The sequence below is a fragment of the Aliivibrio logei genome (assembly GCF_001691055.1).
In the GTDB taxonomy this organism is placed as follows: domain Bacteria; phylum Pseudomonadota; class Gammaproteobacteria; order Enterobacterales; family Vibrionaceae; genus Aliivibrio; species Aliivibrio salmonicida.
In genome coordinates this window covers 87,152-103,207 of the sequence record NZ_MAJU01000009.1, presented here as the reverse complement: position 1 = coordinate 103,207, position 16,056 = coordinate 87,152, and the positions used below count along the sequence as shown (strand labels likewise).

The 16,056-nt window shown below is 40.0% G+C and carries 12 protein-coding genes; all 12 read right to left on the bottom strand.

Annotation, left to right across the window (positions count from 1 at the left end):
- Window positions 1–18: 18 nt before the first annotated feature.
- The 12 genes from A6E04_RS09600 to A6E04_RS09545 all read right to left on the bottom strand — a co-directional run bounded on the left by A6E04_RS09600 (window position 19) and on the right by A6E04_RS09545 (window position 15,871).
- Complete coding sequence (locus A6E04_RS09600) at window positions 19–1,413, bottom strand: O-antigen ligase family protein (protein ID WP_065611095.1); 1,395 nt, start codon at window positions 1,411–1,413, stop codon at window positions 19–21.
- Complete coding sequence (locus A6E04_RS09595; protein ID WP_065611093.1) at window positions 1,410–2,852, bottom strand: lipopolysaccharide biosynthesis protein; 1,443 nt, start codon at window positions 2,850–2,852, stop codon at window positions 1,410–1,412. Before A6E04_RS09595 ends, A6E04_RS09600 begins: the two co-directional genes overlap by 4 nt.
- Window positions 2,849–4,012, bottom strand: coding sequence for a glycosyltransferase family 4 protein (locus A6E04_RS09590; protein ID WP_065611091.1), 1,164 nt, complete (start codon window positions 4,010–4,012; stop codon window positions 2,849–2,851). Before A6E04_RS09590 ends, A6E04_RS09595 begins: the two co-directional genes overlap by 4 nt.
- Complete coding sequence (locus tag A6E04_RS09585; RefSeq protein ID WP_065611089.1) at window positions 4,005–5,285, bottom strand: glycosyltransferase family 4 protein; 1,281 nt, start codon at window positions 5,283–5,285, stop codon at window positions 4,005–4,007. The genes A6E04_RS09590 and A6E04_RS09585 overlap by 8 nt, the downstream gene beginning before the upstream one ends.
- A 159-nt stretch (window positions 5,286–5,444) precedes the next feature.
- A complete protein-coding gene (locus A6E04_RS09580) occupies window positions 5,445–6,503 on the bottom strand; it encodes a glycosyltransferase family 4 protein (RefSeq protein ID WP_065611087.1) in 1,059 nt (352 codons plus the stop codon).
- A complete protein-coding gene (locus tag A6E04_RS09575; protein ID WP_065611272.1) occupies window positions 6,484–7,980 on the bottom strand; it encodes a sigma-54-dependent transcriptional regulator in 1,497 nt (498 codons plus the stop codon). Before A6E04_RS09575 ends, A6E04_RS09580 begins: the two co-directional genes overlap by 20 nt.
- A gap of 48 nt (window positions 7,981–8,028) precedes the next feature.
- A complete protein-coding gene (locus tag A6E04_RS09570; protein WP_065611085.1) occupies window positions 8,029–10,296 on the bottom strand; it encodes a HAMP domain-containing hybrid sensor histidine kinase/response regulator in 2,268 nt (755 codons plus the stop codon).
- A gap of 38 nt (window positions 10,297–10,334) precedes the next feature.
- The gene (locus tag A6E04_RS09565) at window positions 10,335–11,855 is read right to left on the bottom strand and encodes a SpoIIE family protein phosphatase (RefSeq protein WP_065611083.1); all 1,521 of its coding nucleotides are present in this window, start codon (window positions 11,853–11,855) and stop codon (window positions 10,335–10,337) included.
- Window positions 11,856–11,857: 2 nt separating this feature from the next.
- Window positions 11,858–12,565 (bottom strand): CpsD/CapB family tyrosine-protein kinase, encoded by a 708-nt coding sequence (locus A6E04_RS09560; protein WP_065611081.1) that lies wholly within the window; start codon window positions 12,563–12,565, stop codon window positions 11,858–11,860.
- Window positions 12,565–14,676 carry an SLBB domain-containing protein gene (locus tag A6E04_RS09555; RefSeq protein ID WP_065611079.1) on the bottom strand — a complete coding sequence of 704 codons (2,112 nt, stop codon included), beginning with the start codon at window positions 14,674–14,676 and terminating at the stop codon, window positions 12,565–12,567. Before A6E04_RS09555 ends, A6E04_RS09560 begins: the two co-directional genes overlap by 1 nt.
- A 14-nt stretch (window positions 14,677–14,690) precedes the next feature.
- Entirely contained in the window at window positions 14,691–15,518 is an 828-nt protein-coding gene (locus A6E04_RS09550) for an OmpA family protein (protein ID WP_017023560.1), read from the bottom strand.
- Between the two features lie 35 nt (window positions 15,519–15,553).
- Entirely contained in the window at window positions 15,554–15,871 is a 318-nt protein-coding gene (locus A6E04_RS09545) for an STAS domain-containing protein (protein WP_017023561.1), read from the bottom strand.
- Between the last annotated feature and the right edge of the window lie 185 nt (window positions 15,872–16,056).

Here is a 16,056-nt window from a genome sequence, read left to right as displayed (position 1 = left end):
CGATTTGACGGTGAGATATTATGACGTTGATTTATTTAATTCGGCTAAGGCGATCTCACTGGTTTTACTTACGGCGACCACTAACGCTGCCAAAATGTAAATCGGCCAGTTAAAGCCTTGAGTTAAGAAGGTACCAGAGACAATCGTACCGATTAAGCCTGCAAATACTGCTTGTGCACTGGTATAAATTGCGGGGTCGATCTTATTTTGCACCAATTTTACGGCTTGTAAGGTTCGGTTTGCTTTTCTGATTAAGACAATGACCAAGCTAATGAATATAGCTAAACCAAGAAAACCAGTTTCAGCCAATACACCAAACCATGTACTGTGTACTGCATGATTTAATCCGTCCCAATGAGGGCTGTAATAAAAGTAATTGGCGTAAAAGTTATCTAATCCAACACCGGTTAATGGATTACTGACCGCCATTTTGAACGCAGCTTCCCATGCGTATAAACGTCCCATGGCGGAGGCATCTATACCGGCTTCAGCCGCTCCACCTGATGATCGTTCTGAAATACCAGCAATAAAAAATAAAATACTGCCTGCGGCAATGGCAATAGAAAGCAGTAGCACCTTCGATTTTATACGTTGTAATCCATAAATTCCGAATACAGCGATCATTCCTAGTAATCCACCTCGACTTTGCGTAGCCATTACAGCCCAAAAGAGAATAGGAATAGCGATAAACCCAATGAGTCGTTGATGCCAAGGTAATTGATGCGTCACTAATAAACCAACGGCAAATGAGGTTGGAAACATAAGTACTAAGGCAAGATCGTTTGGATCTCCAAGCATTGAGCCTAATTCTCGACCAATAGTGACTCGAGTTCCTTCTACAAGCCCAATACCGCCCAATTTATTTTGAATCGCAATTAATCCAACGAGAACCCCCGCAATGGTGATGGCTTTTAAGGTAAAAGCCAGTTGTTGTGGACTACGAATGAGTATCGCTATCGCAAAGGTCATGAGTATTATTTTCCAATAGATATTTTTGAAATACTCAATAGCGATAGGACGGTTTCCAGAAAAAATGATACCAATGATAACCAAAATAAGAAAACAGGTTAGTAATGTAAATTCTTTACACCAAAACAGTTTTATTTGCTTTGTAATGCCCACCTGCCAAATTAAGGCAGCTAAAGAGCTGAGAGAGAGTAATAATGGGATTTTTAGATTATAAATCTGAGGGAACACTTCATGAATGCGGAAAAAAGAGAAAATAACAAAAAACAGTACCATTAAAAATGGACGATTAAGAACATAAAGCACAGCAAGTGGCAGTATGCCTAATACGATAATTAAGGCTGGATGAGGAAACAAACGCCACAATATACCTGCTAAAATTGAGCAGGTAATTGCTGTAAACCATTGCAATGGTTTTGATTGAAGTGGCGTGTTGTTATTTATCATAAAACCTCTTTATCTTCTTTGCTGTCAGGCAAGATAATTAATTTTAGTATAGAAGCGATAAATACGCAGATTACGGTACATGCAATGCCGAGTAACAGATGCATCATGCTTGATAATCCAGACAAACTAAGTAGTACAGAACCTCCCGTAAATATAAATAATAAGGTCATTTTTTTCAGTGAATAAGGTAATAAATGACTGTGTTGAGAAAGAAAATAGGTAGCGACCATTTTGATACTCTGTGCGACGATTAATGAACCTAGAACGCCTGTCATGCCATAATTAGGGGTAAACATAATGATTAAGAACATCCCCAAAGCAGTCGATAAGCTATTAATCCATAATAATTTTTTTGTTTCTTTCTTTGCTAGTGCGCCAATGTTGATGAGTTCATTCATTTCTTTAATTGCCGCAACGATGATCAAGGCAATCACGATGGATTTTGCTTGGAGGTAGCTGACTGGCATTAATGCTTCGATAAGTAACGGTGCTAAATAGCTGACGATGATGGTTAAAGTGCATAACAATACCAAACTGGTTTGTGTCATTTTTGCTGTAATGTCTTCTCCTTTAGCTTGTAAATAATCAAAGCGTTTTGGCATCCACCACATGCAGAAAGGCTGCATTAACAAGGTCAATGCGAGTGAGAATTTTAGAGCCACCGCATAAAGAGCAACGTCATTTAATGAGGTGTTATCAACTAGTACCCAGCGTTCAAATCCGTTTAAACCAAAGGCTATGAGTCCACTGGCGGTTAGGGGTAAAGCGTAATGTAAACACTGTGAAATCCTTTCTGGATTATAGATGTGAGAGGTATTGTTAACCTTCTTATTTTCTTTTACTTGAAGATAAATTAACGCGATAATTTGAAGACTCGCAGCGATAAAACCAACCAATAAAATGGCGGTAACGCCATAACCTTGTTGTAGCACGGCGACGGTTAATACCACTTGTAAAAAAGCGCGCCCTGTTGTGATGATAAAAAATAAACCCGCTTTGTCTCGCATTCTTAGGGAGGCAAGAACGACGGCAACTACCCCTTCAAACGCCAATACCATCAATAATAATTCAAGCTCAATAGTTGTGGCGTATTCTGGCTTTATTTCACTAATAAAAGGGCTGATTAACCAAATGATGGGCAAAGAAATACAAGCAACAATCATGGTTAAGGTGAAGATCTCGGCGGTTATTTTTCGTTTCTGATGTGGGTCTTGTTCTGCGCCTGCAAATCGATATAACGCTTCGTGAAGTGATAAGCCTAATATGACACTTAATACCATCGCGAACGTTGACAATAGCTCTAAACGGCCTAATTCTGATTGTGGAATATGATTAGCGACATAAGGGAGCATGAATAAGGAAACCCCTTTCATCAAAATAATGCTGCTGCCATACAGTGTCATGTTTTTTAGTGCGGGTGATAAAGGAAATAGGTTCATTGTTTCACCTCATTTAACTTGATCATGGAGTGTGATTTTTTTTCCATTGCTTGTGTAATGGCTAAGTAACAATGTTCTGCACGGTAGCCTTGAGCAAGATGAGCGCCCGATGTACCTAATTTTTTTAAGAGGCTCGGTTGGGTGCTGGCTTGAGCGATTCGTTGCTGCAGGGTTTTAATATCATTAGGTTGGTATTTTAGGCAGTTCTCGTTATGCGTTAAAACGAGATCCCAAAATGCGCCATCTGAAGGAATGATGACGCACATCCCTGCTATTAACGCTTCTAAAATAGAAAGACCGAAAGGTTCTTGATGACTTGTTGAGACAAAAATATTACTGCTTTTTCGTAATGCGTTTAGATTTGATGGTTGGTGATACCAACGAATACCTTTTATCTCTTGTGGTACAGATGTGGTCGGTAATACATTGTTTTCTGGTGTTAAATAGCAAATGCTTGTTGGTGTTCTTTGATCCTTTGGCGTTGAATTAATGGCTTCAAGTAATAAATCGAGTCCTTTCCATTTTAACGTTGAAGCCGCCCAAAATACGTGCGGTGATTGATATTGACATTGTGAAGGTAGATTTTTTTTACCAATTCCATTTACGAAAGAATCAAAGTGATGAGTGGCAAGTAAGTCTTCTTGTTTTTGTTGCTGAATGTGCTCTGATTCTTTTCGCCATACTTGTTTGATGGCCGCAACTAATGAAGGAAAAGCGCTTTTTAAATAGAAGACATGTTCGGCATGGCAAAGGCACAATCCAATGGATCGTGACAACCCAACGGGTCCATGAATAAGTTGAGTAATTTGGTAACCAAATAGCCATTTCATCAAGTAGATTGGCATATCAATTCCCGGCCCTGAAGCACCTACAGCAATGTGTATTTTTCCATAAAAAATTCGAGTGTAAATTAGCCAAAAACAAAAATAGAATTGTCTTAGCCAATACCCTTTTCCCTGTTCTGACAAAGGAAGCCAGTTTGGGTGGGACATTTTCACTATTTCGACATTTCTTAATAGCCAAGAACACGGGTTCGCGGTAAGAATAGTGATGTGATTGCTTTTTCTATCGAGTAAGTCCAACATTTCGCGAGTGGCGACTTTTGAGCCTCCGGCATAAGCAATCGGGTCGAGAACCAAAATATGATTGGATTTATTCATGATGAGTCTCCTTACTTAGGGTTTCATTTACACCAAAGCGAGAGACAATATGATGATGAAAAAACAGTGTGGACATATAGCGTAGACGACTGAAAATAGGCGTAATTGCGGCCCGTAATGGTCGAGAGTAAGTCTCTTTATTTGAGGTACTTAGTTGTTGTTCGTAGTGTTTTTCAAATTGTTTTGCGTATTCAGACAAAGTGAAGTTTCGATATACAATTTCTTTTCCTTTGACTCCCATCTCTTTTGCTAAACGTGGATTTTGAATAAAAACCATGATCGCTTTTGCAAATGATTCACTGTCGTTTGGTTGAGTGAGAAATCCCGTATCATAATGAGAAATGACTTCTGGGATCCCCCCAACCATCGGTGCAATGACGGGTAATTTTGCTAAAGAAGCTTCGATAAGGGCAAGGCCAAAGGCTTCGTCTCTTGCCCCGCTAATATAAGCATCCATGCCACTTTTTAAAAGACCAACAACGTTGTCTCGTTCGCCTAAAAAATGAATATTATTATGGAGTTGAAGGTGGTTTGCTTGTTGCTCTAATTGTGCTCGTTCTTCTCCTTCGCCGATAACAATCAAATGAATGTTAAGCATGACAGCATCCAATTTATGCAAGCTATCAATAATTAGATCAACGCCTTTTCTATGAATTAATGATCCTGATGTTGCCAAAACAAAGGCGCTACTGTCTATCCCTAGTTGTTGACGTAATGGGGTTGTGCGTTGAGCATTTAATTTTGTCGTATCAATACCATTAGGGATAACGGTTAGGTTTTTTCGGTTGTATCCATCATGAAGCAATTCTTCACCTATCGCGTTACTTACCGTAATAAGGCTAGGGCTAAAATGAATGCCCAAGGTTAAGCGGTCACGAAGCGGGTATTGGGTGTGTAAGTGAGTACTTAAAGGGGTGTGAGTGTGGCGTGCCACTGGGTTCATCCACTGACATGGTGCGGCACTGTTACAGTGAATTAAGTCAACCTGATGAGCATCCACAATCTCTTTGCCTTGTTGGTATAGCTGATACCAATTAGATAATGAGAATTTAGGTGCTTTCCACCCTAATAATAAAGTGAAGGGGGTAACATAAACGGCGCTGACTTGCTTGTTTACTTCATCGGCAAGGCGCTGTTGGTTACACCAAAGGATGCACTCAAATTTTTGATGATTGATGCTTTTGATGAGATTAATCAAGCAGATTTCACTGCCTCTGATCCAATCGTCGCCATAATGCACAAACAATAATGTTGTTTTTGATTTGGTTGACATCTCATCACCTTCCTTCTTATCGAAAATTCTTGATATAAGGAATAGAGCAAAGGGAGTGCCAACTCGAATGCGTTTTTATCTCATTGATTTTTATTATTATATTTTATTTTGTTTGTGTTTTTCTCAAATTGAGAATCGCGATATTCAATTTGAGAAGCATTACGTATGGGCGTAAATCGCAAATACTTGAGGGATAATGGCTTGCGTAGAAAAGTCGGTTTGAATGGTTTGCTGTGCGGATGCTTGAATGGTCGCCTTATTTGAGTCATCTAAGTCAAACCAATATTGGAGTTGTGCGGATAGGTCATCGGGTTCCACGATCCATCCATTGTTATCTTGAGTAATCAATTTACTCATGTTGCCTACAGGGGTAGAAATGATAGGAATACCTCGCCCCATTGCTTCTAATGCCGCCATGGGTAATCCTTCATAACGTGAGCAAATAACGAGTAATCCGATCTCTTTCCAAATGGGCTCCATTGTGGATTGGTGTCCATGAAGTATGAGATTGATAGGGGCTTGTTGAGCGATGCCGTTTTCCATTGGTCCTGAACCGTAAATGTGAAAATCGTGTTTAGGGTGTTGTTGTGCTAATTGAAGGAATCGGTCGGGGGCTTTTTCATGGCTTAATCGTCCGACAAAGGCAATTTCTTTTCCGTTAGAAAGGGATAATTGATCCGTAGATATAAAGTTATTTAATACGGTTATTGGAGTGTGTACGCGCTGTTTTATCTGTTTACTTACCGCAAAATTATGATGACTTAACGCCGCACTCCATCGATCAATTCGATCATACCAACGTAGTTTTCCTGAACCAATTTCTCCTGCGTGGAAAGTATTAATAAAACGTACGTTATGAGAGGATAGCAGCAAAGATAGGCGTAATAACCGTGAATAGATGGCCGCTTTATATCCATGAGAGTGTATGACAGTGGGAGGATGTTGTTGAGTGTAATGCAATAACGACATGAATTTCCCATCAAGAAAATGATAAGAGATATTGGCGTTAGTCAGCGCCGTTAGTAAAGGATGTTCCGTTTTATAGCGGGATAAAAAAACGACAGTAACGACGCAGTTAACGGTGGCTAACCCTTGTGCAAGTTGCAACACATGGGATTCAATGCCACCAAAATCACGGCTATCAAGCAAAAGCCATACCTCATAAGGCGAGGTATGGGAGTGATGAGGGGCTGCCGTATTACTGTTCTGTCTCTTCATCGGCTTCCCATGCTTGTTTTTTACGATATAGGGTCGATGGGCTTAGTTCAAGAAGAACCGCGGCGTTGAGAACGTTACCGTCACAATGATCAATGGCATTTTGAATCACTTCTCGTTCAATGTCGGCCATTGGACGGATAGCACTGTGATCCCACGTTACTGAATTGGTTTGTATTGATGAATTATCTGGTTCCGACGTTTCGGTATGAAGAGGCTCTACTGACATCGGTGCTATTGGAGCCACGTTATTGATTTCTTTTGCTACGATATGACGTTGAATAGTCGCCTGTTTTACTTTTGGTTGAGTGGCTTGATTCAATGGTGGTGGTAATTGGTCAAGAACAACATGGGTACTGTTATGTAAGACCACAACATTACGAATAATATTTTGTAATTGACGGACATTGCCTGGCCATGCGTAATTACATAAGCGCAGTTCAACGTCTTGCTTCATTGCGATGAATTTCTTTTTGTCTTCTTTGGCGTATTTTTTTAAGAAGAAAACCGCGATATCAATAATGTCCGTTCCGCGATCACGAAGTGGGGGCATTTCGATAGGAACCACATGAACACGATAATATAAATCTTCTCTGAATCGACCTTCGTTGACTTCGGTTAGAGGGTCTCGGTTGGTCGCACAAATAATACGTAAATCTGTGCTCAGTTCTTTACTGCCACCTAATGGCGTGAATCGACCCGTTTGTAGAAAACGCAGCAATTTTTTCTGCATTTCTAATTCCATTTCACACAACTCATCTAAAAATAGCGTGCCGCCATTGGCCATCATGGCCGCGCCCTTTCGATCGGTTGTTGCACCAGTAAATGCGCCTTTTACGTGACCAAATATTTCACTTTCCATTAAGTCTCTAGGGATTGCACCACAGTTAATGGCAACAAAAGGTTTGTTATTACGTTTACTTTGATAATGAATGGCTTCGGCACACACTTCTTTACCTGTCCCACTTTCACCATAAATGAATACACTGGCGGTGGTAGGGGCAACGGCATCAATAATTTTGTATACCGCTTGCATTGGTAAGCTTGAGCCAATAAACCCTTGGTATTTTTTACGATTAAAGGTGTTTTGTAGGTCTTCAACCAGCCCTTCTAACTTATTGCGCTTTAGGTGGTTACTGATTGATGTTTTTAGGCGATTGGCTTGAATGGGCTTTTCAATGAAATCATCGGCCCCACTTTGAAGTAAATTGACGGCAATATTGATGGTACCGTGAGCGGTAGCAACAATGACGGCGGTTGGGAGTTTTTTTTCTTTCATCCAAGCCAATACGTCCTGACCAGACATGTCAGGCAGTTTTAAATCAAGAATCACCAAGTGTGGTGGATTCTTTTCCATGAAAGCTTTGGCTTGCTCTCCAGTGGTTACGTGGAAGAACTCGTACGGCTCATCTTTTACATATTGTTTGTAAAGGATGGCAAGAGAGGTGGAGTCTTCGACTAATAATACTTTTTGTAGCATAAGCAACATCCTGTTTTACCTAGCAATTTTTATTTTTATGATTTTATTTTAATTAGTGAAGCCTTGTGCATTTCGTTCTTCTAATGCAATGAATGATTGCATTGCAATATCTGATAATTGGGCTGCTTTCTTAATGGCTTCATCAAACTGTTGTTGTATACAATGTAGTTCAATTTCACGTGAAATCGTAGATAAGGCAACGTTTCCGAGAGTTAGCGCACTACTTCCTAATGTATGAGCTTCAAATTCGAGAGCGTAAAGGTCTTTTGTTGTGATTGTTTTTACGATGGTATTTACGCGTTCTTTTGACTCAATAATATAAAATTGAATTAATTCAGGCATTACACTAGCATCCGTATCACGGATAATTTGCTGAATGATGGTCTCATCTAAAAGCTGTGGGTCGCTTTTGTTTATCTCTCTCTGATTATTATCCACAGTACTTCCTTTTATTGTGTTTTCTTGATCATAAGATACAGACAAATAAGTGGCAAGGCATTCTAGCAAAGCCGTTCGATTAAATGGTTTTGGAAGGTAGTCGGTCATACCTGCGTCTATGAATCGTTCTTTGTCTCCTGAAAGTGCGTGAGCGGTTAAAGCAATAATCGGCATTTTTTCGTGACGTTTCGAGAGGGTTCTTATTTTTTTTGTCGCCGTCATTCCATCCATTTCTGGCATAGAAATATCCATAAAAACAAGATCATAATCTGAGTCTGTCACCATGGAGATCGCTTCTTTCCCATTATTAGCAATATCGATGGCATAGCCGGCATAACTTAAGGTGTTTTTTATAACGACTTGGTTGGCTAGATTATCTTCAACAACCAATAATCGTGCATTGGAATAAATACATTGAGAGGCGGTGGAGGTTTTATTTTTATGAGATTTTAGTGATTCGATGTCCTCTTCGGATGTGTTATCAAGCATGATATGGAACGTAAATTCACTGCCTTCTCCATATTGGCTTTTTACGGTAATCGTGCCATCCATCATATTGATTAATCGTTTGGTGATGGCTAGCCCCAATCCTGATCCTTCATGAGAACGGGAGAAGCTGTTATCTGCCATTGTGAACTCTTCAAAGAGTAAATCTAACTGCTCTGCTTTTATGCCGATCCCTGAGTCTTTAACAAGACCCGTTAGAACAAAGCGGTCTTCCATTGGCTGAATATCTAAAGAGAGTAATATAAATCCATCGTCTGTGAATTTTAAACTGTTACCAATAAGGTTTAATAAGATCTGTTTAAATCGATTGACGTCGCCGCAAACATATTCAGGGACATTATCAGAAATAGATAAGGTTAATTGCAGTTGTTTTTTGTCTGCTTGGGATTGGAAACCATGTAAAGCGTGATGCAAGCAGTCATGGAGGTTGAAGGGTTTATTATCGAGATAAAAAGTGTTTGCCTCCATGCGAGAGAAATCTAAAATATCATTAATGATAGAAAGTAATAACTCGCTTGAGTCGGTTGCAGTTTCAACGAGATCACGTTGATTTGGGTTCAGTCGGGTTTCTTTTAGTATGGCTAATAAACCGAGGACGGCGTTCATAGGCGTTCGAATTTCATGACTCATCGATGCTAAGAATCGTCCTTTACTTTCATTCGCTGACTCGGCTTCACTGCGCGCTTCTCTTAGATCGTGATAGTTTTGCTCAAGATTGCATGACATTGAGTTAAATGCTTTTGCTACGTCATTTAAATCGCCCGTTGAGGTGAGTTCCAATTGCTCTCCTGGGCCTTTTCTTGCCACCGTATCAACGGCTTTTTTTAGTTTGTTTAGGTTTTTCGTTAATAGATTACCGAGTAGGTAGGAAAGCCCAATAACAATGAAAAGTTCGATAAAAGCGATGGCAAATATCCATGACTTAGCTCGGGAGAAAAATGAGTTTATTCCATGGGTGCCAAATCCTATTTCAACTCGTCCAATGGGTTTGGTGTCACTGCTAATAATGGATTCTATGTCGTAGCTACCATCTGAGGCATTATTTAGAATGGGGCTGTTGGGGTTTGGTATTTCATGTAATTTTGGACCACCTTGAATGATAAGAGTCCCATCTTGGCGATAAATTTTGACGTAACATATTTTCCCAAGAGCAATGAGATCATGCATTAAGCTGGTGGTTTCGGTATCATTACCGTTATTTAGCGATTCTTTTATGGCATTTGAAAACATAGTTAATGTTGCATTTGAGCGGGTCACCAATTGTTGCTCATTAGAGTCAGATAAGAATTTTACTGAGCTAAGGACAAGAACAAGTAGCATGACGCTCTGAATAATCGAAATACCAATAATGGTTTTTAGTCGAAATGTCATGATGAACTCCTTGCTCGTTTATGGTGTGAATGTGTGTGTTATTGTTTTTCGAGTATCAGTAATAAAGCATCGTCATTTGGGGGTGTTCCGGCTAATGAATCAAAGGTTTGCATTATCTGTTCCATTGCTGATTCGATAGGTAAATCAAAGGTATTAATTAACTGTTGTTTCACTGCTTTTTCAAGGGTTTCTCGTTCTGATAAAGAATCTCCGGATTCAAACAATCCATCAGTAAAAAAAGCAATACGTTCTTTTTGTTGTAAGGTGATTTTAGTTTCTTGGTACGTTGTGCTTGGTAATAACCCCGGCAATGTACCTTCAACATTGATGATATTAAGGCCGCGATTTGTGATGTGTATTGGCGGTGGGTGTCCAGCGCTGCAGATTGCTAACGTGTTTGAATTAAGAAGACTCACACAACAACTTGTCAGCATCGTTTGTGACAAAATTTGGTCTTTGAACGCATTGTTTGAGAGGGTAGATAAAAGTTGTGCTGGGTGCTTTAGATCTGAGTTTTGCATTAACCCTCGAATATAACCGGCATAAGCATAAGCAAAGAATTTCGCACTTTCATCGTGCCCCATGACATCCGCCAATAAGATCTGAGTGATGTCGTCATCATCCATTGAGAGCACGAAATCACCGCCACCATGTCCGGTATTCCGTTGCTGGATAGCGAGTTTCCAATGCGGAGAATGAATCTCTATTTGTGGTAATAATGTGTGCGTGATTTTTTGGTTAACTTGTTTGGATAGCGATTGATAAACTTGATTGAAACGAGCTAAAACACGTTGAATAGTATAAAGAAGTTGATCTTTTTTAATGGGTTTTTCTAGGTAATCATCGATGCCCAAATCAACGGCACTATTCACCGTTGTGGTGTCTTGTAAGTGGGATAAGAAGATAAACGGAATCGAAATGTCTTTGTCTTGCTCTAAATGCTGACGTAATTCTAATCCACCCATTTTTGGCATTTGAATATCGGAAACAATGAGATCGACGGTATTATTTTTTAAAAAATCTAAGGCCTCTTTGCCATTGTTTGTCAGAGTAATATCAAACTGTTGATTTAAGTAAGCACTGTATAATTTACACTGAATGACGTCGTCTTCTACGATTAAAATATGAGGGCGTTTTTGATTATTTTCACGGATCCATGTCATGGAAAAAAGGTTATGAGTATCAAAAGAATGGTAAGTGGTGGTATGGGTTTGGCTTTGAATGATATCAATCCCACGACCACCGCATTTTAATGAAAAATCGCCTATATCGGTATTGCTAGGTTGTGCCGTTGGATCCCACGCTTCACCATCATCGATGATATCAAGTTGCCAATGATGTTTGGTTTTTCTTAATGCGATAGTGATGCTTTTACTTGGATTATTTGGGTGGAGAACAAGGTTGGTGCTCCACTCTGAGAAGCATAATAAGCAAGGATTCTTAACCGTTTTTTGCACATCAAGGCGATCGAGAATTTTCGAGAGTGACAGGCGTAATACTCTTATGGCTTCAAGAGAAGTCGGTTGGGTATTTTCAAAGAGTAAAATAGAATCTGTCATAGTTACACCACTGTTGATAAGAATCGGTTATTTTTAATAATTGAAATTAGTTTAGTAGAGAAACAATGAGGTAAAAAACGTAAGCGTTCGATTTCACGACATAATTCATTTTTAAAGCTGGGTTGATATTTGTCGTTGAAAATATGGCCGATAATATTGGCTTTGTTACTCTCTAATGTCTCTATAGCGGCTTTAAATTCGGTTTGTAATGTTTGCCCAGAAAGGATAACCATGAGGGTTCCATCACACGATCCTGCGATCGTTTGAGCAGGAATACTGTCAGCATTGAGTTGAGATAATGCGGACGAATCAATGATGACTTTATCAAACTCGGTAAGCCATTGGGCTATGTGTTTTTTAAGATTCTTCGGTTGACGCATTTCCATTATATTTGCTTTATCTGTTGGCGTTGGAAGCCCTGAAAGCACGACATTATCTTGCTGGGTAAGCGCAAGGTAATGAGAAGCATGAGGGCTTTCATCCTTCTGTTCTGGTAAAAAAGACAAGGCTGTTAAGCTCGGGTTTTGCAAATTAAGATCAACCAACAATGTACGATAACCCGCCAGTAAGTGTCGCTCTGTTAACGCTTGGGCTAATGAAGTCACCCCTTCTCCAGGGTTGGTTGAGGTAATACACAGTGAGTGACATTCTTGTTGTTCTAATTGCAAAAAGACTTGTTCAATCTCCATGCTGCATGGGGGTATTTTCATTACAAGGCTCCTATTAGGGCAACCGTAGCGACGATTTGGAAAACATCTTTAATCCCAACGCGCACTTGTTCCATTAGGCTTTCGTCTTTATTCGGGATATAAATTGTGTCTCCGGCTCTTAGGACGGGAATACTTCTAAAATTGGCCGTTCGGCTAAATTCAACAAGGTCAAAGGTTCTTGCTTGGCCTTTATCTAATGCGTGATTCACTACACTGATTTTTTCAAGATAAGCGACATCGCTCGGGCCACCCGCTTCGGCCAGTAAATCTAATAAGGTCATTGAGTCATTAAAGCGGTAACGACCGGGTTTATTAATCGCCCCTAGTACTCGAATCGTACTTTCTTTACTTTCATCTACCCACGCTCTATTTTTCTCTGGAATGTAGATGGTGTCGCCCGTTTTTACGATAGGAAGCAGGGATTCATCACCGGTTTCAAAATACAATGCTAAGTTTAGTTTACTCACTTTTGCGTACGTTTTATCACGATGGGTGACACGAATATTATGAATGTCGGCATCCATTGTTGGACCATCTGCGGCGGATAGAATATCTAAAAAATGCATCTCATTAGTGAAGCGATAACGACCGGCTGCATTTACTTGACCGAATACGTATATAGAGCTGTCTGAACTTTGACGAACCCATTGTGATTTGTTGTCTGATGGATCTTGTGGTAAATCATGAACTCGAATAGTCGCTCCCGCTCGAATGGTTGGTAATGAAGAATCAGGTTTTCCTTTTGAGATAAATGAATCTAAATTAAACGTATACACTTGGTTGTTACCATCACTGTCGGGCGTTACGATTTCAATTCGAGTGGTGTCACCTCGTAAAGTAGGGCCACCCACGTGTGCCAATAAATCCAAAAATGACATTTCATCGGACCATTCGATACGTCCTGGGTGTTGTACTTCACCTAATACTCGTACTGCGCGACTTGGTGCTATTTTCAACCATGATTTTTCATTCATGTCTGTTTTTTCAGGAACAAAAATCGCATCTCCGGCTGAAATCGGCGGGGGTCTTTGGTAGTTGGTGCCTTCGGTATAACCTGATAAATCAAAATTGATCACAACGCCATTTGATTTGATAACACGAATTTGGCGAGATTCTGCAAATCGAGTTGGGCCTCCGGCATTTGCTAGGATATCCATAAACGTTGCGCCTTTTTTTCCCTCAAACGCTCCCGGTTTTGCTACCTCACCCATGACATAGACCATGTTTGAGCCTGATTTAATTTCTTCTTCTTGTTTAGGAACAAAGATCGTTGAACCTACTTCAAGTGGTGGCAATAAGCTGTCATCTCCAGTATCTAAATAGCGTTTTAGATTGAACAGAGCGGGTTTGTTTTTTGAAATAACTCGAATTTGTTCTACACCTGCATAACGGGTGACGCCACCAGCACGCATTAATACATCGACAAGGTTTGTGCCTGCTTTGTAAGAGAAAGTCCCCGGTGCATTTACTTCGCCAAATACTTTGATCGCTTTTTTACCATCTGCTGCATCACCCGCTTGAGACAATTTAGATGGGTCAAATTCTTGTTCGATATTGCCCACCATTGGAGAGGCTGGGATAAACAGGGTATCTAATGATTGAAGAGAAGGAAGTAACGCTTGATCCCCTGAGTCCAAAAATGCTTTGTAATTAAAGGTTGTTACTTTGTTTGAACGACGAAGTTGTAAGCGGTTAAGTTGGGCACCAGAGCGTAGCCCCCCTGCGGCATACAAGGCCAATTGAACGGAATCACCATCTGATAATGTGTATTCCCCCGGTTGTTTTACATAACCTTGAATATTAATGATTAACTGACGTTTACTGATGAATACTTGCAGGTTACGCAAGTCTTGCAATATGGTTTTTAAACGTAGAGTCACACTTGATACCATTTGAGCTTCGGTTTTCCCTGCGACAAATAGAGGGCCGATTTCAGGTAAAATAACGCGTCCTTGTTTATCTACTTGGAACGCTTTATTTAGCGATTCTTCACCAGGTAGCATGATGGTAATTACATCTCCGACGCGAACGGCATCATCGACAGTTTTTGAATGCACCATTGAGACAGTAGAGAACAAAATGGTGATAAGTAGAATATGAAGAATACGCATGATCTTGTCCTCTTTTATTGTCCAAGTTCTAAAGGTTGGTCGAGTTCTAATAACTCAATGGTGACTCGGCGGTTGGTTAGTCTGACGTGTGGCTCTGTTCCTTCAAAATAAGGATCATTGGAGCCAACAGCATCGACATGTATGCGATTGAGTGAAAGACCAAAAATACTTAAATAGCGTTTTACTTGTTTCGCTCGTTTGAGTGCGAGTTCTTGGTTGCCATCTTCTTCGCCAATGGCGTCAGCGTGACCGGTAATGAGTAATTTGAAATCCTCGTGTTTTTTTAATAATTGTGAAGCTTCAGATAAATTAACCACGTATTTTGGGTTTAGTTCAGCAGAGTTAAAAGCAAATTGGTTGTCTTTGTTTAAAAGATCATAAATTTTTTGTGCTAACTCGATGTCTGAATTACCCGAATTTGAATCAGAAGGTGGCTGACAGGTTTCTTGTCTTTTTACATAATCTAATTGGCGTTCGAGTCGAGCTAATAGATTTCGTTGAATGATAAGGTCATTGGCTGCATCCAGTTGTAATCCGCCTTCAAGCTCACGTGCAATACGCGCTTCGTTCTGTTTTGCTTGATGAACGGTTGCCGGAAAACACCATTCCGCTTTTTCTAAGATAAGAATATCGAGATGACGAGCAGCAAGCTCCCAATCAAAACGTAATCCATGTTCTGGGCCTAATGGTTGGTCTGGCATCACTGGAGAGAATGCGGCTTGAGGATAATTTTCTGCTTCGCCACCTTCACCCGGTTCAGCGAATGAGGTACATCCTGAAACAGCAAGAAATCCAAAGCTTAGAATGAGCAATTGTTGTCTGTTCATGATACGGCTCTCCATGTGATTGACTGTCCATTATTCAAACTAAATGGCAGTTAGTGTGTTGGGCTATTTACTGGAATTGCATTTTCAATGCGTAATAATTTAAGTAACTCTAAGGGTTGGCCATGCGCATTTTGAATTTGCATTGTGCGTTCTTTTTCGACCAATCGTTTGTATAAATACACAATGGCACCGATACCAGAAGAGTCTAAAAACGCCACTTGAGCGAGGTCGATATTTACTTGTCTGTGCTCTTGCTCAATGACTTCATCGATGGTTGGTTGAATATCTCGACAACCGACGGCATCCATATCCCCTTGAACTGATAGCACTAAGGTATTGGTGTTAGATTCAAATTGATGTAGTTCCATAATAAGCTCCTAAGAATAAATCTATGTTGTGTTGATAGGTTGAATAGAGCAGTAAGCGTGCCAATAAATATAATTTATATATTTCAAATATTTATAGTTAATTATCAATTTGACAATCGGTTTATTAACGTCTGTTCTCAATTTGCAATGCAGTTTGCATCGTTATAAAAAGAGAAAGAATAAGA

What these genes read in the sequence shown, in the direction of transcription:
- A6E04_RS09575 (WP_065611272.1), bottom strand. Translation starts at nt 7,980, where the DNA reads ATGCTACAAAAAGTATTATTAGTCGAAGACTCCACCTCTCTTGCCATC.
- A6E04_RS09590 (WP_065611091.1), bottom strand. Translation starts at nt 4,012, where the DNA reads ATGAATAAATCCAATCATATTTTGGTTCTCGACCCGATTGCTTATGCC.
- A6E04_RS09545 (WP_017023561.1), bottom strand. Translation starts at nt 15,871, where the DNA reads ATGGAACTACATCAATTTGAATCTAACACCAATACCTTAGTGCTATCA.
- A6E04_RS09550 (WP_017023560.1), bottom strand. Translation starts at nt 15,518, where the DNA reads ATGGAGAGCCGTATCATGAACAGACAACAATTGCTCATTCTAAGCTTT.
- A6E04_RS09560 (WP_065611081.1), bottom strand. Translation starts at nt 12,565, where the DNA reads ATGAAAATACCCCCATGCAGCATGGAGATTGAACAAGTCTTTTTGCAA.
- A6E04_RS09570 (WP_065611085.1), bottom strand. Translation starts at nt 10,296, where the DNA reads ATGACATTTCGACTAAAAACCATTATTGGTATTTCGATTATTCAGAGC.
- A6E04_RS09585 (WP_065611089.1), bottom strand. Translation starts at nt 5,285, where the DNA reads ATGTCAACCAAATCAAAAACAACATTATTGTTTGTGCATTATGGCGAC.
- A6E04_RS09600 (WP_065611095.1), bottom strand. Translation starts at nt 1,413, where the DNA reads ATGATAAATAACAACACGCCACTTCAATCAAAACCATTGCAATGGTTT.
- A6E04_RS09565 (WP_065611083.1), bottom strand. Translation starts at nt 11,855, where the DNA reads ATGACAGATTCTATTTTACTCTTTGAAAATACCCAACCGACTTCTCTT.
- A6E04_RS09580 (WP_065611087.1), bottom strand. Translation starts at nt 6,503, where the DNA reads ATGAAGAGACAGAACAGTAATACGGCAGCCCCTCATCACTCCCATACC.
- A6E04_RS09555 (WP_065611079.1), bottom strand. Translation starts at nt 14,676, where the DNA reads ATGCGTATTCTTCATATTCTACTTATCACCATTTTGTTCTCTACTGTC.
- A6E04_RS09595 (WP_065611093.1), bottom strand. Translation starts at nt 2,852, where the DNA reads ATGAACCTATTTCCTTTATCACCCGCACTAAAAAACATGACACTGTAT.